This window comes from Herbaspirillum sp. alder98 (assembly GCF_020179755.1).
Taxonomy (GTDB): Bacteria; Pseudomonadota; Gammaproteobacteria; order Burkholderiales; family Burkholderiaceae_D; genus Herbaspirillum.
The window spans coordinates 668,195-693,414 of sequence record NZ_JAIUCY010000001.1 but is presented as its reverse complement, the minus strand read 5'-3'; the positions used below and the strand labels follow the sequence as shown (position 1 = coordinate 693,414).

Below are 25,220 nucleotides of genomic sequence, written 5' to 3'. Positions count from 1 at the left end.
GCCCATGGAAAAGGCATTCCTGAGCGTCGAAGGTCTCAGCAAGCACTACGCGCCCGACGCGCCGCCGGTCTTCGAGCACGTGTCGTTCGGCCTGCAGCGTGGCGAGTTCGTGTGCGTGATCGGCCATTCGGGCTGTGGCAAGACCACCATCCTCAATGTGCTGGCAGGGCTGGAAGCGGCCAGCGGCGGGGTGGTCATCATGGACGGCCGCGAGGTCAAGGGGCCGAGCCTGGACCGGGGTGTGGTGTTCCAGAGCCACGCGCTGATGCCCTGGTTCTCGGTGCTGGGCAATGTGGTATTCGCGGTGCGCTCGCGCTGGCCGCAGTGGCCGCGCGACAAGGCCGAGCAGCAGGCGCGGCGCTTCATCGAGATGGTCGGCCTGAAGGGGGCCGAGCACAAGAAGCCGTCCGAGCTGTCGGGGGGCATGAAGCAGCGGGTAGGGATCGCCCGGGCGTTTGCGATCGAGCCCAAGATGCTGTTGATGGATGAGCCGTTCGGCGCGCTCGATGCCCTCACGCGCGGCGTGGTGCAGGACGAATTGCTGAAGATCTGCGGCGCCACGCACCAGACCGTGTTCATGATCACGCACGATGTCGACGAAGCGATCCTGCTGGCCGACAAGATCCTGCTGATGTCGAACGGACCGCGTGCCTGCATCGCCGAGATGGTGATCAACACCATGCCCAAGACCCGCACGCGGGAATCGATGCATCACGACCCGCAGTTCTATCGCATCCGCAATCACCTGGTCGATTTTCTGGTGCACCGTTCCAGGCAGATCCAGGCGGCGCAGGCGGATGGCGCGGCCGTGCCCGTCACGCGGGTGGTCCGGCCAGGACTCGAACCCGCTTTACCGCCAGGCGCGCAGGCAGCGGCCTGAGTTTTATCCACATCACTGTCGTATCACCGTCCCATTCAAGGAGAGCAGCATGGACCGCAATCAAGTCACCCAGAAGATCATCGCCGCCAAGGTCAGCAACAAGCTGAGCTGGGCGCAAATCGCCGAGAGCATCGGCCAGAGCAAGGAGTGGACCACCGCCGCCATGCTGGGGCAGATGACCCTGACCGCGCGCCAGGCCGCGGTGGCGCAGGAACTGTTTGCGCTGACCGACGAAGAGACGTTGTGGCTGCAGATCGTGCCCTACAAGGGTTCGCTGCCCACGCCGGTGCCGACCGATCCATTGATCTATCGCTGGTACGAGATCGTCAGCGTCTACGGCAGCACCATCAAGGAACTGATCCATGAAGAGTTCGGCGACGGCATCATGAGCGCGATCGACTTCAAGATGGATATCCAGCGCCAGGCCGATCCCAACGGCGACCGGGTCAACGTGATGTTGTCGGGGAAGTTCCTGCCCTACAAGACGTATTAAGGTCGTGGAAGACGCCAGGGCGACAAAGTGAAGAAGTTTCTTCGCCGCCCTGACGAAATCCAGGGCCCGGCGTCTTTCGCACTGAAGCTGGTACCGGTGCGTCGCAGGTAGAATAGGCGCATGCCAAACGATAAAAAATTCTCCGCCTACAAGCCCTCTGCGCAACGCATCAAGGCCCGCTTCGTCGCCATCTCGTGGCGTGACCTGGCCGTCAGTTTCGGGCCGTTCGTCTTGTTGGTGCTGGTCGGCGCCTGGCTGGCGATCTGGCTGATCCGGCCGGCGCCGCCGTCGTCCATCACCATCGCCGCAGGTCCCGCCGACAGCAATTTCTGGCGCGTGGCCGAACGTTACCGGACCATCCTGGCGCGCGATGGGATCAAGCTCAATCTGGTCGAGACCGGCGGCTCGCTCGACAATCTCAAGCGCCTGGCCGATCCCGACCAGGATGTGGACGTCGGTTTCGTGCAGGGCGGGCTGGCCGACAGCGTCAAGGGCAGCGACGCCCTGGTGTCGCTGGGCAGCATCTCGTATGTGCCGGTGACGGTGTATTACCGCAGCGTACCGCGCGAGGACGGGCGGCCATCGCCGCCACTGCGGCAATTGTCGGAACTGGCCGGCAAGCGCATCGCCATCGGTGGCGCCGGCAGCGGCTCCAGCGTCCTGGCGGCGAGCTTGTTGAAGGCCAACGGGGTGGAGCCGGGCGCGCATACCGAGCTGCTCAATCTCGGTGGCGACGAGACCGCCCAGGCGCTGACGTCCGGCAAGATCGACGCCGCCTTCCTGATGGGCGACTCGGTCTCGCTGGCCACCATGGGCCGCCTGCTGCGCGCGCCCGGTGTGCGGCTGCTCGATTTCACCCAGGCCGAGGCCTATGTCCGACGCTTTCGCTATCTCAATGCCCTGAACATGCCCATGGGGGTGTTCGACCTGGCGCGCAACCTGCCCGCACGCGATACCAAGCTGGTCGCGCCGACGGCCGAACTGGTGGCGCGCGATGATTTGCATCCGGCGTTGTCGGACCTGCTGATCGAAGCCGCCCACGAGGTGCATGGCAAGGCCAGCGTGATGCAGAAGGCCGGCGAATTTCCGGCGCCGCTGGAGCACGAGTACCGGATCAGCGACGATGCGGCGCGCTACTACAAGTCAGGCAAGACCTTTGTCTACCGTACCTTGCCGTTCTGGCTGGCCAGCCTGGTGGACCGGGCGCTGGTCATCGTGCTGCCGGTGATACTGCTGTTGATCCCGGGGATCCGGCTGGTGCCGATGCTGTACGGCTGGCGCATCCGTTCCCGCATCTATCGCTGGTATGGCGAGCTCATCGCGCTTGAGCGCGGACTGGCGCGCGACAGCGCCAGCGAGCAGGCGGAGACCCTGCAACGGTTGGACGAGATCGAGGCCGCGGTCAATCGCATGAAGATGCCGCTGGCCTTCGCCGACCAGTTCTATGTGCTGCGCGAACACATCGGATTCGTCCGGACCAGGCTGGAGCATGCCGTGGCGCCGCCGGCCGCTTGAGTCAGGCTTGCCTTTTGGCAAGTCGTCGCGGCAAAACCACTGTATGAAAAATACTGGGTATTTGTACAGTGATCGTGCTACAGTGAAGCCTCTTAACGACAAGAAGAGGAACCACTGCCATGAGCTCCATGACCCAGTTCGATCTCGCGTCCAACGCGCGTTTTGCCATCGCTTCGTCCAGCCCGTCGTCGTTCAGCGTGCGTCTGGGCCGTCGCGAAATCTTCGTCTGCCGCGACAGCTATGTGCGCCGCTACCGTGTCAATCCCGTGATCGAATGCAGCGCCGGCATCGAGCCGGGCCATGTCGAAATCCTGCTGCTGCGCCGCTGGCTGGTGGTGTTGTCGAAAGCCCGTATTTGATGCGTCGTGCGCTTGACTGGCTGGTGGTGGATGGGCACGGTCGCGCCCTCCCTATCGTGCCTTCTGATTTATCTGTTGATTCTGATTCAACTACCGTTTCGGCCTTGTCTGCCGTTTCAGGTGCGTCCGGTGCTTCAGGCACGTCCGGTGTTGCGGGCGTGGCCGGTGTTTCAAGCGTTCACGCCCCGGGCGTCGAAGCTCACCAGGTGCTTGACCTCGAGGCGAATGCCGATCCATTCACCGATGGCATGATCATGGTGCGACGGCACCAGTGACAACAGGCGCTGGCCGCTATCGAGCTCCAGCGTATAAAGAAACTCCGCACCCCTGAATGACTTGCGCACGACTTGCGCCTTGAACGACGAATCGTCGTCATGGATCACGTCGTCGGCGCGCAGCAGGACTTCGACCGGACGCGCTTCGCCATCTCCCGCCAGGGGAGACGGCACACCGCGCAATACGCCGGCAGCGGTATCGACTTCGATGCCGTCGCCCTGGCGGCGCGCATGGCCGTCGATCAGCACGCCATGGCCGATGAAGTCGGCGACGAAGCGCGTGGCGGGGCGGTGATAGAGGGTGTAGGGGGCGTCCCACTGCTCCAGTTTTCCATCGCGCATCACGCCCACGAGATCGCCCACGGCGAAGGCTTCCATCTGGTCGTGCGTGACCATCAGCGCCGTGGTGCCGGTGCGCTTGATGATCTCGCGCACGTCGGCGGCCAGGCGTTCGCGCAATTCCACATCCAGGCTCGAGAACGGTTCATCCAGCAACAGCAGGCGCGGTTGCGGCGCCAGTGCGCGGGCCAGTGCCACGCGCTGCTGCTGGCCGCCGGAGAGCTGGTGCGGATATTTGCGATGCGCATCCGGCAAGCCGACCAGGGTCAGCATCGCCTCGACCGTCTGCCGGCGTTCGGCGCGGCTCTGGTGGCGCAGGCCGAAGCCGACGTTGGTGGCGATGTCCAGATGCGGGAACAGCGCGAAGTCCTGGAATACCATGCCGATGCGACGCTCTTCGGCCGACACCCGCTGGCCATCGCCGTCGAGCACGCGGCCATCCAGCAGGAGGCGACCGGAAGCCGCCTGTTCCAGCCCCGCGATGGCACGCAGCAGGCTGGTCTTGCCGCTGCCGGACGGGCCGATCAGCACCCCCAGCGCGCCTGCAGGCAATTGCAATGACAGCGCGCTCACGGCGTCCGCATGCGCACGTGGATAACGGATGCTGACCTGATCGACTTCCAGAAACATGAGGGGCTCACTCAAATGGTTACAATTCGCGTTTGCGTGAAGTTTAGCGCATGCCATTGAACCCATCATCCTTATCCCTCCCATGCACCTTATCGGATTGCTCGCCGTTCTCATTGCCTTGCCCCTGATCGGCATCCTGTCCGCCTGGTTCGGGCTGGATGCCGCCGGACTCGATACCCTGCGTCAGCAGGCCGCCACCGTGCTGCCCGGTTACCTGGCTACATCCGGCTGGCTGGCCTTGATGGTGACGCTGGGCGTGATCGTGGTGGGCGGCGCCACGGCGGTGACGGTGGCGCTGTTCGAGTTTCCGGGCAAGCGCTGGATGTCGTGGGCGTTGCTGCTGCCGATGGCGATGCCGGCCTACGTCTCGGCCTATGCCTATACCGATTTCCTGCAATACGCCGGCTGGGTGCAGAGCATCCTGCGCGGCTGGTGGCCCGGTTTCAGGTTCGATGTGCGCGGTTTGCCCGGGGCGATCTTCCTGTTCGTCTTCACGCTCTATCCGTATGCCTACCTGCTGGCGCGCAACGCGCTGGGCGAACGCGGTATGCACCTGATGGAAGCCGCGCGCATGCTGGGTACCCCGCAGCACCAGCGCATCCTGCGGGTGGCATTGCCACTGGCGCGCCCGGCCCTGGTGGCCGGCGCCGCGCTGGCGTTGATGGAGACCCTGGCCGACTATGGCGTGGCCGCCTATTTTGGCTTGACCACGTTCACCACCGGCATCTACAAGGCCTGGATGGTCATGGACGACCGCCTGGGAGCAGCCCAGTACGCCTCGATGTTGCTGCTCTTCGTGGCCGTGCTGTTGTGGCTGGAGCGGCGCGAGCAGCGCCGCATGCGTTTTGCCAGCACCCGTGGCCAGCGCGGCGGCGACGGCGCCGAGGCGCGGCTGCCGCAACTGGGCGGCCCGCAGGCGGCCCTGGCCTGGGCCATCTGTATCCTGCCGATCGTGCTGGGTTTTGTGTTGCCGGTGGCGATCCTGCTGCAATTGTGGTGGGGCGAAGCGGGCGGCGATGCCGTGCCGGGCGCCGGCGCGCGCTATTTTGCGTGGGTCTGGAACAGCTTCCGCTTCGGCGGCATTGCCGCCGCCGTCGCCGTGGTGCTGGCCCTGGCGCTGTGCTTCGCGCAACGCGCCAGTGGCTTGCCGCGCATGATGGCGCTGGCCCTGGGGTTCGTGGCGCGCCTGGCGTCGATGGGGTATGCGGTGCCGGGGTCGGTGATCGCGGTCGGCATCCTGTTGCCGCTGGCCTGGTTGCAGGCGCAGTGGCCGGGCGTGGGGTGGGGGGTACTGCTGACCGCCAGCTCGGTGGGCGTGATCTATGCCTATCTGGTACGCTTCACGGCGGTTGCGGTGCAGTCGATCGACGCCGGTTATACCCGTATCGCGCCCAGCATCGATGAAGCTGCACGTACGCTGGGCTGCTCGCGCGGGGCAATCGCGTGGCGCCTGCATGTGCCGCTGCTGTGGCGCTCGCTGGCGACCGCCGCGCTGATGGTATTTGTCGATGTGGTCAAGGAATTGCCGGCGACCTTGCTGCTGCGCCCCTTCGATACCGACACGCTGGCCGTGATCGCCCACAATCTGGCGCGCGATGAGCGCCTGGGCGAGGCGGCGTTGCCGTCCTTGTCGATCGTCGCCGTCGGCCTGGTGCCGGTGCTACTGGTGATGCGGGCGCTGGACGGCCGGCGACGGACTTGAAAGAGTCGTCCCCAGGCCCACATGGCAGACAACAATGAATGCAACAGAGGAGATGAGCATGAGCCAGTACGATTTTGACCTGTTCGTGATCGGCGGCGGGTCCGGCGGCGTACGTGCGGCGCGCTTTGCCGCCCAGGCCGGCGCCCGCGTCGGCCTGGCCGAGAGCAGCGACCTGGGCGGAACCTGCGTCAATGTCGGCTGCATTCCCAAGAAGCTGATGTCGTACAGCGCGCATTTCCACCAGGATTTCCAGGACGCGGCCGGTTACGGCTGGAGCCTGCCGGCCAGGCCGGAATTCGATTGGGGGCAATTGATTGCCAACAAGGACCGCGAGATCAAGCACCTGAACGACATCTACCTGCGCCTGCTGGATGGCGCCAAGGTAACGCTGCATCGCGGCTTTGCCACGCTGGTCGACGCCCACACGGTGGCCGTGGGCGAGGCCCGCTTCAGCGCCCGGCATATTCTGGTGGCAACCGGCGGCACCCCGCAGCGCCCGGACATTCCCGGGCGCGAACTGGGTATCGTGTCGGACGATTTCTTTCATCTCAAGGGTTTGCCGCCACGGGTGGTGGTACTGGGCGGCGGCTATATCGCCGTCGAGCTGGCGTCTATCCTCAATGGCCTTGGCAGCGATGTCACGCTGGTGTATCGCGGCGAGCGGCTGTTGCGCACCATGGATGCCGATCTCGGCGTGTTCCTGGCCGGCGAACTGGTCAAGAAGGGCATCAAGGTGGTGTTCGGCGCCACCATCGATGCCATCGAGGCGCCGCAGGCAGGCGAGGCCGTTGCCAAGACGGTCCGGTTGAGTAACGGCGACGCTCTGCAGGCCGAATGCGTGCTGTTTGCCACCGGCCGCGCACCCAATACCGCCCGGCTTGGCCTGGAGCAGGCCGGCGTGGCGCTGGAGAAGAACGGCGCCATCAAGGTCAATGACGATTTCGAAAGCAGCGTGCCATCGATCCTGGCGGTGGGCGACGTGATCGATCGGGTGGCGTTGACCCCGGTGGCGCTGGCCGAGGCAATGGCGGTGGTGTCGCGCCTGTTCGGCCAGGGCGAGCGGGTGATGTCGTACCAGAATATCCCCACGGCGGTATTCAGCCATCCCAATGTCGGCACCGTCGGCTTGACCGAGGAACAGGCGCGCAAGGAAGCGGGGCAGGTGAAGATCTTCAAGACCGACTTCAAGCCGCTCAAGAACACCTTGTCGGGCAACACCGAACGTACCCTCATGAAGCTGGTGGTCGATGCCGACAGCGACCGGGTGCTGGGCGTGCACATGGTGGGCCCCGAGGCCGGTGAAGTGATCCAGGGTTTTGCGGTGGCCTTGCAGTGCGGCGCGACCAAGGCCCAGTTCGACCTGACCATCGGCATTCACCCCACCGGCGCCGAAGAATTCGTGACGATGCGTACGCCGGTGGCCTGACGGCAGGGCGTTTTCCGGAGATCAATGCAACGGGGAGGCATCGCGCCTCCCCGTTTCATTTGGCCAGCGCCGGAGGCATCAACGCCAGAAGGCGTAGCCGATGCGAAACTGCGCGCGCTCCTTCTGGTTGTAGGTCAGCAGGCTCTCGCCATAGCCATAGAAATAACTCGCCACCAGATAGCCGGCCGTGCCGGGAATCAGGCGCGACAGCGGATACGACAATTGCGTATCGACGCTGCCGGTGTTGCTGCGCTGGCCCTTGCGAATGGTGCTGGCCAGTTCCCAGCCGTCCGGCTTGCCATAGGCCAGTTTCAGGTCGAGGTGGCCGCGATAGGCGCCGATGTCGCGATTGTCGCGGGTCGGGCCGAGGTAGGCATAGGCCTTGGGGGCGAGGGTGAAGTGGTAGTCGTTCAGGTTGCCGAAATTGACCGTCGGCTGCACGAAGTAGGTGTTGACGCTGCGCGACTCGGCGCCGTCCTTGCCATTGGATTCATGTTCGAGGCCAGTGGCGATGCCGACCCGGCTGACGACGCTGTTGTGGATGCCCAGGTCGGGCAGGTAATAGAACAGGCTGGGACGATAGCTGGTGTCGCGGAACGGCGCCGATGGCGCGCCCAGGTCCCACAGCGAAAACTGGGTATAGCCCAGGTACAGGTTGTCCAGCAGGCCGCGCGAGCGCGGGTCGTCCGGCATGAACAGCCGGAACTTGAGACTGAGCTGGAACTTGGCATTGGCATTGTCGCCGCTGTTGCCCACCGTAAAGAACATCGGCTCGTGGAACGACAGCCGGTTGCCGTTGGACAAGATGTCTTCTGCCGCCGGGGCGGTGGCGCTGGCCGCTGCATTGGTGCCCGGGGTAATCACCGAGGCCGACGGCGCCACCGGTGCGGTCTTGCTGCCGGAGTCGGCCAACGGCGCGTTGAGCAGTGTCGGGCCGGGTTCCAGCGGCGGCTGATTGGGGCCGGGCCGAACCACCGCCACCAGCACCGGCGAGGCATCGATGCCGATCGGCTCGATGCGCACCATGCCGCGCAGCCGGTCAGGCAAGCTGCCCTGGTAGCGCACCTTGCGGAACTCACCCTTCTTCAACGTAATACTCTCGGCGCCGCTGCCGTCGACCCGGGTCAGGGTGATCTGCACCGGCGCGATCATGTCGGCCGAGGCCGCCACCAACACCGTGGGCGGCAACGTATAGGACTGTTCCTGCTGTTCGTCTTCGCTCACCAGCAGTGTCAATTCGAGCGGCTTGCTGGCGTCGATTCGCTTGGGCGGCTGCAGTACCGAGATCGCCGCCTGCGACATGGTCGGGGCCAGCAAAGCCAGGCTGCACAGTGCGAGGGCCATCGAACGTGGTCGCAGGCGGGGCGTGACGGATAAATACAGGGGGCGGCGCATGGTGTCCTTTGTCAGTAGTATTGTTCGGGCCGGTTGCGTCCTGGTGCGCGAGTTCTCGCGCGCCCGGGGCGGGGGGACGTCTTCCGAAGACGCCCCACCATGGTGTTAAGAGATCAGCGAGTCCGGATAAAGTTGCGAGGCTCGCATCTGCCGCCGCAAGCATATTCCATTATCAATCTGACAAGGGGTATTTCCTGATTGTGACGGCGGGGCGCGCCTTATAAGCTCTGACTGCCTCAAGGACTTTTTGTCCGGGTGGGGCAGGGTTCCCCGGCGGGATGGGGAAAGAGGAGGGTGCAGGCGGCATGGGGCCGGTTGTGCCACAACATAATTTCCGAAAAACGGGTGTTCCCGGTTCGACTGGGTCATGGCCATGTTAAGCGCTTCCTACGACAACTCATTGGTGGTGATTTCCCTGCTGGTGGCAATTCTGGCGTCCTTCACGGCGCTCGACATGGCCGAGCGGGTCAATACCACCGGCAGTGTGCAGAACCGCGCCGGGCGTTACTGGCTGGCCGGTGGCGCGGTCGCCATGGGCATCGGCATCTGGTCGATGCACTTCGTGGGCATGCTGGCGTTCCGCCTGCCGATCGAGCTGGGTTACGACGCTGCGATCACCCTGCTGTCGCTGGCCATCGCCATCGCCGTCTCGGCCTATGCGCTGTGGAGCGTGTCCCAGCCCGAGCTGCCGTTGCGCCGGCTCTTGAACAGCGCCCTGGTCATGGGCGCCGGCATCGCCGCCATGCACTATACCGGCATGGCCGCCATGCGCATGAACCCCGGTATCGAATACGACCCGCTGCTTTTCACGATCTCGGTGGCCATCGCCATCCTGGCATCGGCCGCCGCGTTGTGGATCGCCTTCCACCTGCGGCGCAATACACCGCATGTCAGGGCCGCCCGGGTGGGCGCCTCGGTCGTCATGGGCGTGGCCATCGTCGGCATGCACTATACCGGCATGGCCGCCGCCAATTTCCCGATGGACTCGATCTGCCTGTCCGCGCGCGGCGGCGTCAGCCCCGGCTGGCTGGCGATCCTGATCGTGGTGGTCACGCTGGCGGTGCTGTCGATCGCCTTGCTGACCTCGGTGCTGGACGCGCGGCTCGAGTCGCGCACCGCCAAGCTGGCGCGCTCGCTGGCGCAGGCCAATGAAGAACTGACCCAGATGGTGCTGCACGACCACCTGACCAAGCTGCCAAATCGCTCGTTGCTGGATGATCGCCTGAGCCAGGCCATCAACAAGGCGGCGCGCAACAAGAGTTATTTTGCGTTGATGTTCATGGATCTCGACGGTTTCAAGACCATCAACGACTCGCTCGGTCACCATGTCGGCGACCGCCTGCTGGTGGCGGTGGCCAACCGCCTGGCCGAGACCATGCGTGCGCACGACACGGTGGCGCGCCTGGGCGGGGATGAATTCGTGATCCTGGTGGACCTGGAAAAACCGGACGACGCCATGGCGGTCGCCGAAAAACTGGTGGAGACCGTCAACCGGCCGTTCATGGTCGAAAAGTACGAACTGCGGGTGTCGGCCAGCATCGGCATTGCGATCTATCCCGCCGATGGCAGTACCCGGCACGACCTGGTGATCAATGCCGACGCCGCGATGTATCACACCAAGCGCAGCGGGCGCAACGGCTACAACTTCTTCGAATCCTCGATGAACGCGAATGCCCACAACCAGCTGCAATGGCTGCAGGATCTGCGCGCGGCGCTGGAGCGCAAGCAGTTCAAGCTGGTCTACCAACCCAAGTTCCTGGCCCCGTCCGGCGCCGTCATCGGCGCCGAGGCCTTGTTGCGCTGGCAGCATCCGGTGCACGGCCTGGTGGGGCCGGACGACTTCATCGCGCTGGCCGAACGTTCCGGCCTGATCATCCCGATCGGCGCCTGGGTGTTGGACGAGGCCTGCCGCCAGATGCGCGAATGGCTGGACCAGGGACACGACGACTGGACCATGGCAGTCAATCTGTCGGCGCTGCAGTTCGGCGATCCGCATCTGTTGCAGGTGGTGCAATCGACGCTGGACAAGCACCAGTTGCCGGCCCGTTGCCTGACGCTTGAGATCACCGAATCGACCGCGATGCAGGATACCGAAGCCAGCTTGCGCACCTTGCACAAGATTGCCGGCCTGGGGGTGGAGATTTCGATCGACGACTTCGGCACCGGCTACTCGAGCCTGCTGTACTTGAAGCGCCTGCCCGCCAGCGAATTGAAGATCGATCGCGGTTTCGTGCGCGACCTGACCGACGGCACCGAAGATGCGGCCATCGTCTCGGCCATCGTGGCCCTGGGCCGCGCGTTAAATCTGCGCATCGTGGCCGAAGGGGTCGAAACCGAAATGCAGCAGGACTTCCTGACCTCGGTCGGTTGCGAAGCGATGCAGGGTTTCCTGATCGGTCGCCCCATGGCGCCGGAGCAGTTCATCCGTGCCGTCGACCCACCATCGACGCCGCTCGAGTTGCTGCCGCAAGCACTAGCCCGCCACGGCTGACCGGCACGCGTCAACTCACCCTGCGGGAAGTTTGCCCACGGCAAACTTCCCGCTTTTTCGTTGCAGTGACTCATCCTTGAAATTAAGTGTTTCGACCGGGGTTATTCCTTGGATGCCGCCGTCTTGCTTGATGCAAGATGGCGGCATCGCCTGGGGCCGGCGGTAGCCGCATGGTCGTTATAAACATCAACTATAAACATCAACGAGAGAGAGTCGGACAGCATGATAAGCATTGGCAACATGAAGATCGGGAACCGCCTGGCGCTGGGCTTCAGCATCATCCTGGGGCTGTCGGTGCTGATTGCCGGCGCGGGCATGTGGCGGCTGGTGTCGATGGCGCAGTCGATGCAGACCATGATGGACAAGCCGATTGCGAAGGAGCGCTATATCTCCGACTGGTATCTGCACGCGTATTCCGGCATCCGTCGCGCCACGGCCGTGGCCAAGAGCAGCGACCGTTCGCTCGGCCCGTTCTTCCAGGCCGAGACGAACGAGGCTACGCGTATCTCCAGCGGCCTGCTCAAGCAGATCGAACCGCTGCTGGTCAGCGACGAAGAAAAGCAGCTGTTTGCCCGTATCGATACCCTGCGCAAGGGTTATCTGTCGACGCGCGACGCACTCTACAACGAACAGAAGAAAGAAGCGCCTGACGCGGCAGTGCTGCAGAAGACCTTCGAGAACGAATTTATTCCTGCCGCCAAGGCTTATACCGACGCCATCGCAGCGTTGATCGCGTTGCAGCGCAAGTCGCTCGATGCGCTGGCCGCCGAAAACACCGACATCGCCCGCCAGAGCGCCTTGATGCTGGCGGTGCTGGAGGCCTTGTTGCTGGCCTTCGGCATCGCTTGCGCCTGGGTCCTGACGGTCGGTATCACGCGGCCGCTGGGCACCGCCGTGAAGGTGTCGCGCCAGGTGGCACAGGGCGACCTGAGCGCCGAGATCGCGGTGCGCGGCAAGGATGAGACCGGCCAGTTGCTGCAGGCGCTGCAGGATATGAACCTGAACCTGCGCAATATCGTGGGCAATGTACGCACCGGCACCGACACCATCAATACCGCCTCGACGGAGATCGCCAACGGCAACCTCGACCTGTCGGCCCGCACCGAACAGCAAGCCGGCGCGCTGGAGGAGACCGCTTCGGCCATGGAGCAACTGACCTCGACGGTCAAGCAGAATGCCGACAACGCACGCCAGGCCAATCAGTTGGCGGCATCGGCCTCGGAAGTGGCCGAGCAGGGCGGCACCGTGGTCAACCAGGTGGTGCAGACCATGGCGTCGATCAACGATTCGTCGCGCAAGATCGTCGACATCATCAGCGTGATCGACGGCATCGCTTTCCAGACCAATATCCTGGCCTTGAATGCAGCAGTGGAGGCGGCGCGCGCCGGCGAGCAGGGCCGCGGCTTTGCGGTGGTGGCGTCGGAAGTGCGCTCGCTGGCGCAGCGTTCGGCGGCCGCCGCCAAGGAGATCAAGTCGCTCATCGACGATTCGGTGATCAAGGTCGGTACCGGCAGCGAGCTGGTGTCGCAGGCCGGGCGCACGATGGACGAAGTGGTGGCCAGCGTGCGCCGCGTCACCGAGGTGATGGGCGAGATCACCGCTGCCAGCAGCGAACAGAGCACCGGCATCGAAGAGGTCAATCGCGCCATCACACAAATGGATGAAAACACCCAGCAGAATGCCGCGCTGGTCGAACAGGCAGCGGCCGCCGCGCAGTCGTTGCAGGAACAGGCCGGCAAGCTGACCGAACTGGTCAGCGTGTTCAACCTGCAGGGGCAGAAACGATTGAATTAAGACGAGATGCAGCAGCAGGGCAGGTTGGGCGAACCGTGACTTCAGTGCACGGTTCGCCTTTTTTCATGGCGCCGGCAGGTCGATCAGCTTGCCCGGGTTCATCAGTCGCTGGGGATCCAGCGCGGCCTTGATGGCGCGCATCAGATCGAGTTCGACGGCCGACTTGTAGCGCGTGATTTCGTCGATCTTCAATGCCCCCAGCCCGTGCTCGGCCGAGATCGAGCCGCCGAAGCGGTCCACGCTGTCGTACACCACCAGGTTGATGGCGTGCTGGCGCGCCAGGAAATCACCGTCGTCCACGCCCGGTGGCGGCGATACGTTGTAGTGCAGGTTGCCATCGCCCAGATGGCCGAAGGTCACCATGCGGCAGCCAGAGGCGGCCTGCTGCACCAGCAGGTCGGTGATCTCGATGAATTCGGCGATACGCGAAATCGGCACCGAGATGTCGTGCTTGATGTTCTTGCCTTCGTGCGCCTGCGCCATCGAAATGCTTTCGCGCAGTTGCCACAAGGCCTTCGATTGCGCCAGCGACGAGGCAATCACCGCGTCGTCGATCAATTGCGCCTCGAGCGCGCCGGCGATCAGGTCTTCGAAGATGGCGCGGGCGTGTTCTTCGGATTCGCTGTCGGACAGCTCCAGCAAGACATACTGGGGATGGCGCTGGCCAAACGGCAGGCGATGCTGCGGAAAATGTTTATGCACCAGTTGCAGGCACATGTCCGACATCAATTCGAAACCGGTCAGGGCGGCGCCGCAACGCGATTGCGCCAGCTGCAGCAGGGCCAGTGCCTGCGATGGCGTGGCCAGCGCGGCCAGCGCCGTGACCTGCGCCCGCGGTTGCGCAAACAGCTTGAGCACGGCGGCGGTGATGACGCCCAGCGTGCCCTCGGCGCCGATGAACAGGTCGCGCAGGTCGTAACCGGTATTGTCCTTGCGCAGGCCGCGCAGGGCGCTCATGACTTCGCCGCGGGCCGTGACCACTTCCAGCCCCAGGCACAATTCACGGGCATTGCCGTAGCGCAGCACGCCGGTGCCGCCGGCATTGGTCGACAGGTTGCCGCCGATGGTGCAACTGCCTTCGGCCGCCAGCGACAGCGGAAACAGCCGGTCGGCCGCCAGCGCCGCCTGCTGCACGTTTTGCAGGATGCAACCGGCCTCGACGGTGATGGTGTTGTTGAGCGGATCGACGGCGCGGATGCGGTCCATGCGGCGCAGCGACAGCACCACCGCATTGCCCACGGTGTCGGGCACGCTGCCCAGCACCAGGCCGGTGTTGCCGCCCTGGGGCACGATCGGCACCCGGTATTGCGCGCACAGCCGCACCAGCGCCGCCACTTCGTCGGTACTGCCGGGGCGCAGGGCGGCCAGCGCGCGGCCGGTGAAGCGACCGCGCTGGTCGGTCAGGTAGGCGGCAGTATCGGCCGCGTCGGTCAGGACGTGCGCCGGGCCGATGGCGGCCCGGCAGGCTTGCAGGAATTCATGTGATTCATTCATGACGCACCGAGCCGTTTACTGGGAGGCCTTCTGGATCGCCTGGCGGGCGATTTCGCGGGCCGCCTTCTTGAACGGATGCAGGTACAGCAGGGCGCAGGTGAAATAGATGCTGGACAGGGCGACCTCGGCCCAGCCCAGCAGCATCGAGGTCGAGGACGCATCGCTGGTGGCGCGCACCAGGCCTTCGGCCAGATAGACCAGCATCAGCATCGACGACCATTGCAGAGTATAGACGTCGCGCTTGAGCACGCCGCGCAGCGGCAGCAGCAGCGGCAACACCTTGAGCACCATCCACGAACCGCCCGGGCGCAGCGGCGCCAGCACCAGTTCCCAGGCCAGGCACAACAGGATCAGGGCGACCAGGCTGGTCAAGGCTGCTGCATGGGTCGCGCGCGCGTGCTGATTGTTCATGATGGTCTCCGTAATTGTTTGGCGGTTTCTGCCAGCCTTTTCCCTAGTGCGATGGCCAGGGTACGCGAGTCGTCCGACAGCGGCTGGTTGCCATTGACGCCCGCCCAGTGACTGGCGCCGTAGGGCGTGCCGCCACTGTGGGTATTCATCAGTTCCGGATGGGTATAGGGCAGGCCGACCAGCAGCATGCCGTGATGCAGCAGCGGCAGCATCATCGTCAGCAGGGTCGATTCCTGGCCGCCGTGCAGGCTGCCGGTCGAGGTGAACACGGCCGCCGGCTTGCCCGACAACGTGCCCGAGAGCCATTGCGGCGCGGTGCCGTCCCAGAAATATTTCATGGCCGAGGCCATGTTGCCGAAACGGGTCGGCGACCCCAGCGCCAGGCCGTGGCATTGCAGCAGGTCGTCGGCATCGACATACGGCGCGCCGCTGGCCGGTACCTCGGCCTCGACCGCCTCGGTCACGGTCGATACCGCCGGCACCGTGCGCAGCCGGGCATCACAGCCGGCCACGCTTTCCACGCCCTGGGCGATCAATTCGGCCAGCTTGCGGGTGGCGCCATGGCGCGAGTAATACAGCACCAGGATGGTGGTGGCGGAGGAGGTCGGGTTCAGGGCAGGGGCGAGTGTCATGCGGCCTATTATATTTCCGATTTTTCGCTGGCCGCATTCTGTTATCTGCTGCCGGCGGCGATGAGCGCCGGGGAACAGTCGCTGTCGCCGTCCAGCCCCTTTTCCGGTGTTGCAGTTAAAAATAGAATTGCTTTTTATTCGAGCTGTTTTTACTAAAAATAGCGATAATTGCGAGAAATTGCGGTTGTTCGCCGCTGCCTCCCTATCCTGGCAGCGCAAAAATAGCCAGCATGCCGAGGCCGCAGGCGCGATGCAGCGCTGGCGGACGGGACCGGCCCCGCAGCAACCCGGCCCCGTGGCGTAGTCCAGTGGTGTTTCTATCTGAAGTGGTCCGATGTCTCCTTTTCGACTTTCCTTGTCCCGTATGCGTGGTCTGAACCGTCAGCAATTGCGCGATCTGTTTCGTTTTGCCATCACCCGGCTGCGCGAGGATCGCTTGCCGCAGGTAGCCGGCAGCCTGACGTTTACTACCATCCTGTCGCTGGTGCCGATGATCACCATCGCGCTGGCGCTGTTTACCGCTTTTCCGTTGTTCAGCACCTTCCGGGCGTCGCTGGAAGCCTATTTCGTCGACAACCTGATGCCGCGCGGGGTGGCCAATACCATCCTCGGCTACCTGAACCAGTTCGCCTCGAAGTCGGCGCGCCTGTCGGCGGTGGGGGCGGCGGCGCTGATCGTGACGTCGGTATTGACCATGTCGACCATCGAGAGCGTGTTCAACCAGATCTGGCGCGTCAAGAAGGCGCGTCCGCTGCTGCAGCGGGTGCTGGTGTACTGGGCCATCATCACGCTGGGCCCGCTGTTGATGGGCATATCGATCAGCGTCACGTCATACCTGTCGACCGCCACCGGCGGCGCCGTCAGGAGCCTGCCGCTGATGGGCGCCGGGTTCTACACGCTGGTGTCGGTGCTGATCTCGACGGCGGCCTATACCTTTCTCTACAGCAGCGTGCCCAACCAGACGGTCGACTGGCGCGATGCGGCCGCGGGCGGCCTGCTGGCGGCGGTCGGGGTCGAAATCTCCAAGCGCCTGTTTGCGATCTACATCCTCAAGTTTCCGACATACACCATGGTGTATGGCGCGGTGGCGGTGCTGCCGATCTTCCTGGTGTGGATCTACATGATGTGGATGATCACGCTGATGGGGGCATTGTTGACCGCCGCGTTGCCGGTGGTGCGCTACGAGCGCTGGTGGCATACCTCGTCGCCGGGCGCGGAGTTCGTCGATGCCATCGCGGTGCTGCGGTTTCTGAACCAGGCCCGCGAAGGCGTGGACACGGCGGTGGTCGACATGGACACGATGCGCCGCGAAACCCGCCTCGGCCTGGGCGAGCTGAACGATTTGCTGCGCCGCATGGCCGAGGCCGGCTGGGTGGCGTCGATCCGCCCCGAGACGTCGCGTCGCACCGGCTGGAACAAGCGCGTCACCGACGGCATGGACCGCTGGGCGCTGGTGATCAATCCGGCCAACCTGCATCTGGCGGATGTCTATCGCCTGTTCGTCTTCGATAGCGCCTCCCTGGCCGGTTCGGGTGAAGAGCCGCTGGTGCAGCGCGTGGGGCAGGCGGTGGATGTGGCGCTGGAACAGTCGCTGCAGGATTATTGCGTCGCAGCAGACGCCGGCGCCGAACTGGTCTCGGTGGTGGCGGCAATACCGTACGAACCGGTGCCGCTGGCGCAGCGCCGCAAATTGTGGGAACGCTCAGAATGACAATTGGCCCGTTAGCATCTGCCAATACATGACCCAGTCGCCGGCGAACGACCAGAGCGGATGACGGAAGGTGGTGGGCTGGTTCTTCTCGACCGCGAAATGGCCGATCCAGGCAAAGCCGTAACCGCAGGCCAGCGCCACCGGCAACCACCACCACTGATGGGTCACGGCCAGCAACAACAGGCTCAGCAGGGCCAGCGTCGACCCCAGGAAATGCAGCTGGCGATTGACGCGATGCGAGTGTTCGCTCAGGTAAGCCGGATAGAATTCGGTGAAGCCGGCAAACTCACGCTGTTCAACGGTGCTGGACACGATCATCTCCGGTGAGGGCGATAGTGACAGCTTAGTACACGGTGGCCGATAATCAATAAAATCGCCAGGCGGTTGCTCAAACCTCGCCATTGCTACTACCATGCTGCTTTAAGGGGCAAGTGCGCGGTCAGGCTCCCTGGTTGGACCAAGCGACCGCCCCTGGCTACAGTCAAAACAGCACCATCACATTTAGGATGACATCATGAAAGTCTCTGAAATCCTCAAGGTCAAAGGCAACATCCTCTTCACGGTCACGCCTGAGACCCCGATCCAGGAGGCGGTGGCCGCCATGGCAGAGAAAGACATCGGTTCGCTGGTGGTCATGGAATACGGCGACCTGGTCGGCATGCTGACCTTCCGCGAGGTGCTGCTGGCGTTGCACAAGAACAGCGGCGCGCTGGGTGGCGCGACCGTGCGCCGTCATATGAACGATGCGCCGATCACGGTCACGCCCGACACCGATCTCAACGAAGTGCGCCGCCTGATGCTCGAGCAGCACGCGCGCTATGTGCCGGTGATGGAAGCCAAGACGGTCCTGGGCGTGATGTCGTTCTACGACGTGGCCAAGGCGGTGCTGGATGCGCAGGGCTTCGAGAACAAGATGCTCAAGGCGTATATCCGCGACTGGCCGGCCGAAGAAGAAAACAATACCTGAGCAAACCCTGAGCGGACTTCCATCCATGATCAAGCCGTTCCCGTTGGGAACGGCTTTTTATTGCCCGTCAAATTAGATTTCCAATCCGAAGCGCCATGCAAAAGAACAACCAGTTTTCGCTTTTTTCCCAGCGGCGATTTGCGCCATTCTTCTGGACCCAGTTTCTCGGGGCGCTCAATGACAATGTCTTCAAGACCGCACTGCTGACGATCCTCACCTATGACGCGCTGTCGTGGACCACGATGGACACGGCGCTGCTCAACAACCTCATCCCGGGTTTGTTCATCCTGCCGTTCTTCCTGTTCTCGGCTACCGCCGGCCAGCTTGCCGACAAGCTGGAAAAGGGCCGGGTGGCGCGCTTCGTCAAGTTGATCGAGATCGCCATCATGGGCGTGGCCGCGTTCGGCTGGATGACGCATCACCTGTGGCTGCTGGTCGCCGCCGTGGTCGGCATGGGGCTCCACTCGACGCTGTTCGGACCGGTCAAGTACGCCTATCTGCCGCAGCATCTCAAGCGGGAGGAACTGGTGGGCGGCAACGGCGTGGTCGAGATGGGCACCTTCGTCGGCATCCTGCTGGGCGAGATCATCGGCGCCGTGCTGGTGGTGCACAAGCCCTGGGGCTTGCCGCTGGTGGCCGGGACCACGCTGGGCCTGGCGGTGCTGGGCTGGCTGGCCAGCCTGCGCATTCCGCATTCGCCGCCGCCGGCGCCCGAACTCAAGGTCAACTGGAATCCGTTTTCGGAGACGGTGCGCAATCTCGGCTTTTCGCGGCGCAACCGGCCGGTCTTCCTGTCGCTGCTGGGTAACTCCTGGTTCTGGTTCTATGGCGCCATCGTGCTGGCGCAGTTTCCGCTCTACGCCAAGAATTATCTGCACGGCGACCATGGCGTATTCGTGCTGCTGCTGGCGGTGTTCTCGGTTGGTATCGGCGCCGGCTCGCTGCTGTGCGAACGGCTCTCGGGCAACAAGGTCGAGATCGGGCTGGTGCCGTTTGGCGCCATCGGACTGTCGGTGTTCGGGCTCGAATTGTTCCTGGCCAGCCAGGCATACGTGGCGCCGGCGGCGGCGGTCGACATTGCCGGTTTCCTGGGGCAGGGCGGCAGCTGGCGCATCCTGTTCGATTGCCTGGGCATCGGGGTCTTCGGCGGGCTCTACATCGTGCCCTTGTTTGCGCTGATCCAGACCCGCTGCGACCCGGCGCACGTCTCGCGCACGATCGCCGGCATGAACATCATGAACGCGTTGTTCATGGTCGGCGCGGCGCTGGTGGCGATGGTGCTGCTCAAGGCGGGCCTGACGATTCCGCAGATATTCCTGGTCACGGCAATCCTCAATGCCCTGGTGGCGCTGTACATCTTCTCGCTGGTGCCCGAGTTCCTGATGCGCTTTCTGGCCTGGCTGATGATCCACACGTTCTACCGGGTGCGCATCACCAATGGCCAGGCGATTACCGCTCACGGCGCCGGCGTGCTGGTGTGCAATCACGTCAGTTATGTCGACGCCATCGTCATCATGGCCGCCAGCCCGCGGCCGATCCGCTTCGTGATGGATCATCGTATCTTCCGCATTCCACTGCTGTCGTGGGTGTTTCGTACGGCGCGGGCGATCCCCATCGCGCCGGTCAAGGAAGACCCGTGGCTGACCGAGAAGGCCTTCGTCGATATCGCCCAGGCCTTGCATGAAGGCGAACTGGTGTGCATCTTCCCCGAGGGGCGGCTGACCCGCGACGGCGAGCTGAGCGCTTTCCGGGGCGGCATCCAGAAGATCATCGAGCGCAGCCCGGTGCCGGTATTGCCGATGGCGTTGCGCGGCTTGTGGGGCAGCCTGCTGTCGCGCGACCCGACCAATCCGTTTGCGCGGCGCTTCAAGCGCGGGATGTTTTCGCGGCTGGAACTGGTGGTGGGCGAGCCGATCGCCGCCGAGCAGGTGACCCCGGCCTTGCTGCAGGAAAAGGTCGCTGCCCTGCGCGGCGACTGGAAGTGATGGGCGCCGAGGTTCTCGGGAGGACGTGGGACTGGTAAAATCCCGGTCTTCCACGTCTTTCTGCGCGAAACCATCATGTCCGGCAATACCCTTGGCACGCTTTTCACGGTTACCACTTTTGGCGAATCCCACGGCCCGGCCATCGGCTGCGTGGTCGACGGCTGCCCACCGGGACTGGCGCTGTCGGTCGACGACATCCAGCCCGAACTGGATCGCCGCCGCCCCGGCACATCGCGTCATGTGACCCAGCGCCAGGAACCCGACACGGTCGAGATCGTGTCGGGTGTCTATGAAGGTCGCACCACCGGCACCCCGATCATGCTGCTCATTCGCAACCAGGACCAGCGCAGCAAGGACTACGGCAATATCCTCGATACCTTTCGCCCGGGCCATGCCGACTACACCTACTGGCAGAAGTACGGCATTCGCGACCCGCGCGGCGGCGGACGTTCGTCGGCGCGCCTGACCGCGCCGCCGGTGGCGGCGGCAGCCATTGCCAAGAAGTGGCTGCTGGAGCAATACGGCACGACCTTCGGCGGCTGCATGAGCCAGCTGGGCGAGATCGCGATCCCGTTCGAATCGTGGGACCACGTGCCGCACAACCCCTTCTTTGCCGCCAACGCCAGCATCATCGGCCAGCTCGAGGATTACATGGATGCGCTGCGCCGCGACGGCGACTCGTGCGGCGCCCGCATCGACGTGGTGGCGCGCAATGTGCCGGTCGGGCTGGGTGAGCCGCTGTTCGACAAGCTCGACGCCGATATCGCCTATGCGCTCATGGGCATCAACGCGGTCAAGGGGGTCGAGATCGGCGCCGGCTTCGCCTCGGTCGCGCAGAAGGGCTCCGAGCATGGCGATGCCCTGACGCCAGGCGGCTTCGTGGGCAATAACGCCGGCGGCGTGCTGGGCGGCATTTCGACCGGCCAGGACATCACGGCTTCGATCGCCATCAAGCCGACCTCCAGCATCCGCACGCCACGCCCTTCGATCGACAAGAGCGGCCAGGCCATCGAGGTCGAGACCCACGGTCGTCACGATCCCTGTGTCGGCATCCGCGCCACGCCAATCGCCGAAGCCATGCTGGCGCTGGTATTGATGGATCACGCGTTGCGCCACCGGGCGCAATGTGCCGACGTGCGGGTCGAGACCCCGCAGTTGCGCTGAATGCGAACCTGTTCATGATCACGGCCTTGCCGTTGTCGTGAAGCGCAGCCTGGCCGGCCATCGTCACGCGATGACCGGCCTTTGTTTTTTTGCGAACCATCCGCTTGCTCGGCTGGTCGAAAAACTCGCTCAGTGACGGAAGAGGCGCCGTCGCATTATTCGAAAACCAACGAGGAGGGTGGCGCAATGCCGATCAAACCAATCATCAAGAGCAGTATCCTGTCGGTCGCCCTGCTGGGCGTGGTGGCGTGCGAGAGCGTGCAAACCACGCAGGGTGGTGCGGTGGGCGTCGATCGCCGGCAGCAGATGCTGGTGTCGTCGCAGGAAATCGATGCCGCCGCCAGCAAGGAATACGCGCAGGTGCTGGCCGAAGCCAAGAAAAAGAACCTGCTCAATCGCAATGCGGCGCAGACCCAGCGGGTGCGTAATATCGCCAATCGCCTGATTCCGCAAACCGGCGTGTTCCGCCCGGATGCGCTGAAGTGGCAATGGGAAATCAATGTACTGAGTTCCGACGAGCCCAATGCCTGGTGCATGCCCGGCGGCAAGATCGCCGTCTATACCGGCCTGATCGACAAGTTGTCCATCACCGACGACGAACTGGCCGCCGTGATGGGCCATGAGATCGCCCACGCCCTGCGCGAGCATGCGCGCGAACGGGCCTCGCAGCAGGCGGTGGCAGGCTCGGCCATTTCGATCGGCGCCGCGCTGCTGGGCATCGGCGACCTGGGGCAGCAGAGTGCGCAGTATGCCTATATGGGGCTGCTGGGCTTGCCCAACTCCCGCAGCAACGAGACCGAGGCCGATCGCATCGGCGTCGAACTGGCGGCCCGCGCCGGCTACAATCCCCAGGCCGCTGTCAGCCTGTGGCAGAAGATGGCCAAGCTGGGTGGCGAGGAGCCGATGAAGTTCATGTCGACCCACCCGTCGAGCGCGGACCGCATCGCCGACCTCACCGTCTACGCGCAGCGGGTAGACCCCTTGTACCAGCAGACCCGCAAGACCCGCTGAGCTGCGTCGTAAAATGCCGATTTTTTGGTTGTAACAGATGGATGTGCGTCGATAACGATAATTTGCAGCATTATTGACTGTTGTGGCCGCACATCGAAAAATGTTCTCGGGAGGGTGAGGCAAGGCGCTTTATGGCATAATCAAATGCTGTTTTCAACGACAAGTGCCCTTTCCTGCACGACTTTGCATCATGCTCAAGACGCTTTACGACAAACTCTGGGAGTCGCACGTCGTACATACAGAAGATGACGGTACCGCCATCCTGTATATCGACCGCCACCTGCTCCACGAAGTGACCAGCCCGCAAGCCTTCGAAGGCCTCAAGCTAGCCGGACGTCAACCTTGGCGTAATTCGGCCAACCTTGTCGTGGCGGATCACAATGTACCCACCACCGACCGTGCCCAGGGCATCGTCGACCCGATCTCGCGACTGCAGGTCGAGACGCTCGACGAGAACGCCAAGACCTATGGCCTGACCTATTTCGGCATGAACGACAAGCGTCAGGGCATCGTGCACGTGATCGGACCCGAGCAGGGCGCGACCCTGCCGGGCATGACGGTCGTCTGCGGCGACTCGCACACCTCGACCCACGGCGCCTTTGCGGCACTGGCGCATGGCATCGGCACCTCCGAAGTGGAGCACGTGCTGGCCACCCAGACCCTGCTGGCGCGCAAGTCCAAATCGTTGCTGGTGCAAGTCGACGGCGCGCTGCCGGCCGGCGTCACCGCCAAGGACATCGTGCTGGCCATCATCGGCAAGATCGGTACTGCCGGCGGCACTGGCTATGCCATCGAATTCGCCGGCTCGACCATCCGTTCGCTGTCGATGGAAGGCCGCATGACGGTCTGCAACATGGCGATCGAAGCGGGCGCTCGCGCCGGCATGGTGGCCTTCGATGATGTCACCCTCAATTACCTGAAGGGTCGTCCGTATTCACCTGCCGGCCCGCACTGGGAACGCGCGGTGAGCTACTGGCGCACCCTGCATTCGGACCCGGGCGCGAAGTTCGACCTGGTGGTCACGCTCAATGCGGCCGAGATCAAGCCGCAGGTGACCTGGGGTACCTCGCCCGAGATGGTGGTGTCGATCGATGCCCGCGTGCCGGACCCGGACAAAGAGAAAGACCCGACCAAGCGCGACGGCATGGAAAAGGCGCTGGCCTACATGGCCCTGAAGCCCAACACGCCGATCGAGGATATCCGGATCGACAAGGTGTTCATCGGTTCCTGCACCAACTCGCGCATCGAAGACCTGCGCGAAGCGGCGGCGGTGGTGCGCGGACGCTTCCGCGCCTCCAACGTCAAGCTGGCGATGGTGGTGCCGGGTTCCGGGCTGGTCAAGGAACAAGCCGAGCGCGAAGGCCTGGATCGCATTTTCCGCGATGCCGGTTTCGAGTGGCGCGAACCGGGCTGCTCGATGTGCCTGGCCATGAATGCCGACCGGCTGGAGCCGGGCGAGCGTTGCGCCTCCACCTCCAATCGTAATTTCGAAGGCCGTCAGGGCGCCGGTGGCCGTACGCACCTGGTCAGCCCGGCGATGGCTGCTGCGGCCGGCATTGCGGGCCATTTCGTCGATATCCGTTCCCTTTAACTGTCAACTCGAGATCACATCATGAAAAAAATCTCCGCTCTGGTTCTGTTGGTGGCTGCACTCGGCGCACTGGCTGGTTGCAACACGGTCGACGGCTTCGGCAAGGACGTGCAGCACGTCGGCGAAAAGATGCAGGATTCTTCCAAGAAGTAAGCAGGCCGCGGTCGGCCGGTCGATGACCTTGCCGCCCGCGCCAGTTGATCTGTAAAAAGGAAAGGAGCGCTCGGCACAGGCTGCCGTTTGCACCGACTCAGCACCATGAATAAATTCAATGTCCACGAAGGGTTGGTCGCGCCGCTGGATCGCGCCAACGTCGATACCGACGCGATCATTCCCAAGCAATTCCTCAAGTCGATCAAGCGCAGCGGCTTCGGCCCCAACCTGTTCGACGAATGGCGTTATCTCGATCACGGCGAGCCTGGCATGGATAACTCCGTGCGTCCGCTGAATCCCGATTTCGTGCTTAATCAAGAGCGCTATCAGGGCGCCTCGATCCTGCTGGCGCGCAAGAACTTCGGTTGCGGCTCCTCGCGTGAACACGCGCCGTGGGCGCTTGACCAGTTCGGCTTCCGCGCCGTGATCGCCCCCAGCTTTGCCGACATCTTCTTCAACAACTGCTACAAGAACGGCCTGCTGCCGATCACCTTGTCGGAGTCGCAGGTCGATCACCTGTTCAACGAGGTCAAGGCCTTTCCGGGTTTTCGGCTGATCGTCGACCTGGAAAAACAGGTCGTGACCACCACCACCGGTAGCGAGTCGTACCCGTTCGACATCAGCGAATTCCGCAAGTACTGCCTGTTGAATGGCTTCGACGATATCGGCCTGACGCTACGTCGCGCCGACACCATTCGCGCCTATGAAGAAAAACGGCTGTATGACCAGCCCTGGTTGAGTAACACTATCTAACGATAGTCGACACACAGCAAAGGGCGGTCAGATGACCGCCCTTGTCTTT

22 protein-coding genes are annotated in these 25,220 nt (G+C 63.8%); 16 read left to right on the top strand and 6 right to left on the bottom strand.

The annotated features are described in order from the left end of the window. Positions 1-4 precede the first annotated feature (4 nt). The 4 genes from LBW87_RS03280 to LBW87_RS03265 all read left to right on the top strand — a co-directional run bounded on the left by LBW87_RS03280 (position 5) and on the right by LBW87_RS03265 (position 3,247). Entirely contained in the window at positions 5-880 is an 876-nt protein-coding gene (locus tag LBW87_RS03280; protein WP_225199991.1) for an ABC transporter ATP-binding protein, read from the top strand. A 49-nt stretch (positions 881-929) separates the two neighbouring features. Beyond that, on the top strand, positions 930-1,373 hold the full coding sequence (cynS, locus tag LBW87_RS03275; RefSeq protein ID WP_225199990.1) for a cyanase: 444 nt from the start codon (positions 930-932) through the stop codon (positions 1,371-1,373). Positions 1,374-1,493: 120 nt separating this feature from the next. Continuing rightward, a complete protein-coding gene (locus LBW87_RS03270) occupies positions 1,494-2,888 on the top strand; it encodes a TAXI family TRAP transporter solute-binding subunit (protein ID WP_225199989.1) in 1,395 nt (464 codons plus the stop codon). Between the two features lie 128 nt (positions 2,889-3,016). Further along, entirely contained in the window at positions 3,017-3,247 is a 231-nt protein-coding gene (locus tag LBW87_RS03265) for a hypothetical protein (protein WP_225200335.1), read from the top strand. Between the two features lie 170 nt (positions 3,248-3,417). On the opposite strand, the gene LBW87_RS03260 is transcribed toward LBW87_RS03265, so the two are convergent. After that, entirely contained in the window at positions 3,418-4,491 is a 1,074-nt protein-coding gene (locus LBW87_RS03260) for an ABC transporter ATP-binding protein (RefSeq protein WP_225199988.1), read from the bottom strand. Positions 4,492-4,573: 82 nt separating this feature from the next. On the opposite strand from LBW87_RS03260, the gene LBW87_RS03255 reads away from it, so the two are divergent. After that, positions 4,574-6,193, top strand: coding sequence for an ABC transporter permease (locus LBW87_RS03255; protein ID WP_225199987.1), 1,620 nt, complete (start codon positions 4,574-4,576; stop codon positions 6,191-6,193). Positions 6,194-6,251: 58 nt separating this feature from the next. Beyond that, complete coding sequence (gene gorA, locus LBW87_RS03250) at positions 6,252-7,619, top strand: glutathione-disulfide reductase (RefSeq protein WP_225199986.1); 1,368 nt, start codon at positions 6,252-6,254, stop codon at positions 7,617-7,619. A gap of 78 nt (positions 7,620-7,697) precedes the next feature. Here gorA and LBW87_RS03245 read toward each other — a convergent pair whose 3' ends face one another. Further along, on the bottom strand, positions 7,698-9,014 hold the full coding sequence (locus LBW87_RS03245; protein ID WP_225199985.1) for a phospholipase A: 1,317 nt from the start codon (positions 9,012-9,014) through the stop codon (positions 7,698-7,700). 373 nt (positions 9,015-9,387) lie between these two features. Here LBW87_RS03245 and LBW87_RS03240 point away from each other — a divergent pair, with 373 nt between their 5' ends. Both LBW87_RS03240 and LBW87_RS03235 read left to right on the top strand, forming a co-directional pair. Beyond that, on the top strand, positions 9,388-11,505 hold the full coding sequence (locus LBW87_RS03240; protein ID WP_225200334.1) for a putative bifunctional diguanylate cyclase/phosphodiesterase: 2,118 nt from the start codon (positions 9,388-9,390) through the stop codon (positions 11,503-11,505). Positions 11,506-11,745: 240 nt separating this feature from the next. Continuing rightward, positions 11,746-13,299: a methyl-accepting chemotaxis protein gene (locus LBW87_RS03235; protein ID WP_413927607.1), complete on the top strand. Its 1,554-nt coding sequence runs from the start codon at positions 11,746-11,748 to the stop codon at positions 13,297-13,299. A 63-nt stretch (positions 13,300-13,362) separates the two neighbouring features. Here LBW87_RS03235 and LBW87_RS03230 read toward each other — a convergent pair whose 3' ends face one another. The 3 genes from LBW87_RS03230 to wrbA are packed head-to-tail and all read right to left on the bottom strand — an operon-like array spanning position 13,363 to position 15,836. Next, the gene (locus LBW87_RS03230) at positions 13,363-14,793 is read right to left on the bottom strand and encodes an FAD-binding oxidoreductase (protein ID WP_225199984.1); all 1,431 of its coding nucleotides are present in this window, start codon (positions 14,791-14,793) and stop codon (positions 13,363-13,365) included. Between the two features lie 15 nt (positions 14,794-14,808). Further along, entirely contained in the window at positions 14,809-15,204 is a 396-nt protein-coding gene (locus tag LBW87_RS03225) for a DUF2069 domain-containing protein (protein ID WP_225199983.1), read from the bottom strand. Beyond that, complete coding sequence (gene wrbA / locus LBW87_RS03220; protein ID WP_225199982.1) at positions 15,201-15,836, bottom strand: NAD(P)H:quinone oxidoreductase; 636 nt, start codon at positions 15,834-15,836, stop codon at positions 15,201-15,203. The genes LBW87_RS03225 and wrbA overlap by 4 nt, the downstream gene beginning before the upstream one ends. 364 nt (positions 15,837-16,200) lie before the next feature. Here wrbA and LBW87_RS03215 point away from each other — a divergent pair, with 364 nt between their 5' ends. Then, entirely contained in the window at positions 16,201-17,547 is a 1,347-nt protein-coding gene (locus LBW87_RS03215) for a YihY family inner membrane protein (protein ID WP_225199981.1), read from the top strand. Here the strand turns inward: LBW87_RS03215 and LBW87_RS03210 are convergent. Next, positions 17,539-17,865 (bottom strand): DUF962 domain-containing protein, encoded by a 327-nt coding sequence (locus LBW87_RS03210; protein WP_265112838.1) that lies wholly within the window; start codon positions 17,863-17,865, stop codon positions 17,539-17,541. The two genes, LBW87_RS03215 and LBW87_RS03210, sit on opposite strands and share 9 nt — an antisense overlap. Positions 17,866-18,061: 196 nt before the next feature. Here LBW87_RS03210 and LBW87_RS03205 point away from each other — a divergent pair, with 196 nt between their 5' ends. The 7 genes from LBW87_RS03205 (at position 18,062) to leuD (ending at position 25,171) form a co-directional block, all read left to right on the top strand. Continuing rightward, positions 18,062-18,514, top strand: coding sequence for a CBS domain-containing protein (locus LBW87_RS03205; RefSeq protein WP_225199979.1), 453 nt, complete (start codon positions 18,062-18,064; stop codon positions 18,512-18,514). A 95-nt stretch (positions 18,515-18,609) separates the two neighbouring features. Then, complete coding sequence (locus LBW87_RS03200) at positions 18,610-20,499, top strand: MFS transporter (RefSeq protein ID WP_225199978.1); 1,890 nt, start codon at positions 18,610-18,612, stop codon at positions 20,497-20,499. 75 nt (positions 20,500-20,574) lie between these two features. Next, entirely contained in the window at positions 20,575-21,663 is a 1,089-nt protein-coding gene (aroC, locus tag LBW87_RS03195) for a chorismate synthase (RefSeq protein ID WP_225199977.1), read from the top strand. A gap of 186 nt (positions 21,664-21,849) precedes the next feature. After that, positions 21,850-22,674 (top strand): M48 family metallopeptidase, encoded by an 825-nt coding sequence (locus LBW87_RS03190; RefSeq protein WP_225199976.1) that lies wholly within the window; start codon positions 21,850-21,852, stop codon positions 22,672-22,674. Positions 22,675-22,864: 190 nt separating this feature from the next. Beyond that, entirely contained in the window at positions 22,865-24,265 is a 1,401-nt protein-coding gene (gene leuC / locus LBW87_RS03185; protein ID WP_225199975.1) for a 3-isopropylmalate dehydratase large subunit, read from the top strand. A 21-nt stretch (positions 24,266-24,286) separates the two neighbouring features. Continuing rightward, positions 24,287-24,418 (top strand): entericidin A/B family lipoprotein, encoded by a 132-nt coding sequence (locus LBW87_RS03180; protein WP_225199974.1) that lies wholly within the window; start codon positions 24,287-24,289, stop codon positions 24,416-24,418. Positions 24,419-24,523: 105 nt separating this feature from the next. Continuing rightward, positions 24,524-25,171 carry a 3-isopropylmalate dehydratase small subunit gene (gene leuD / locus LBW87_RS03175; RefSeq protein WP_225199973.1) on the top strand — a complete coding sequence of 216 codons (648 nt, stop codon included), beginning with the start codon at positions 24,524-24,526 and terminating at the stop codon, positions 25,169-25,171. Positions 25,172-25,220: the final 49 nt, after the last annotated feature.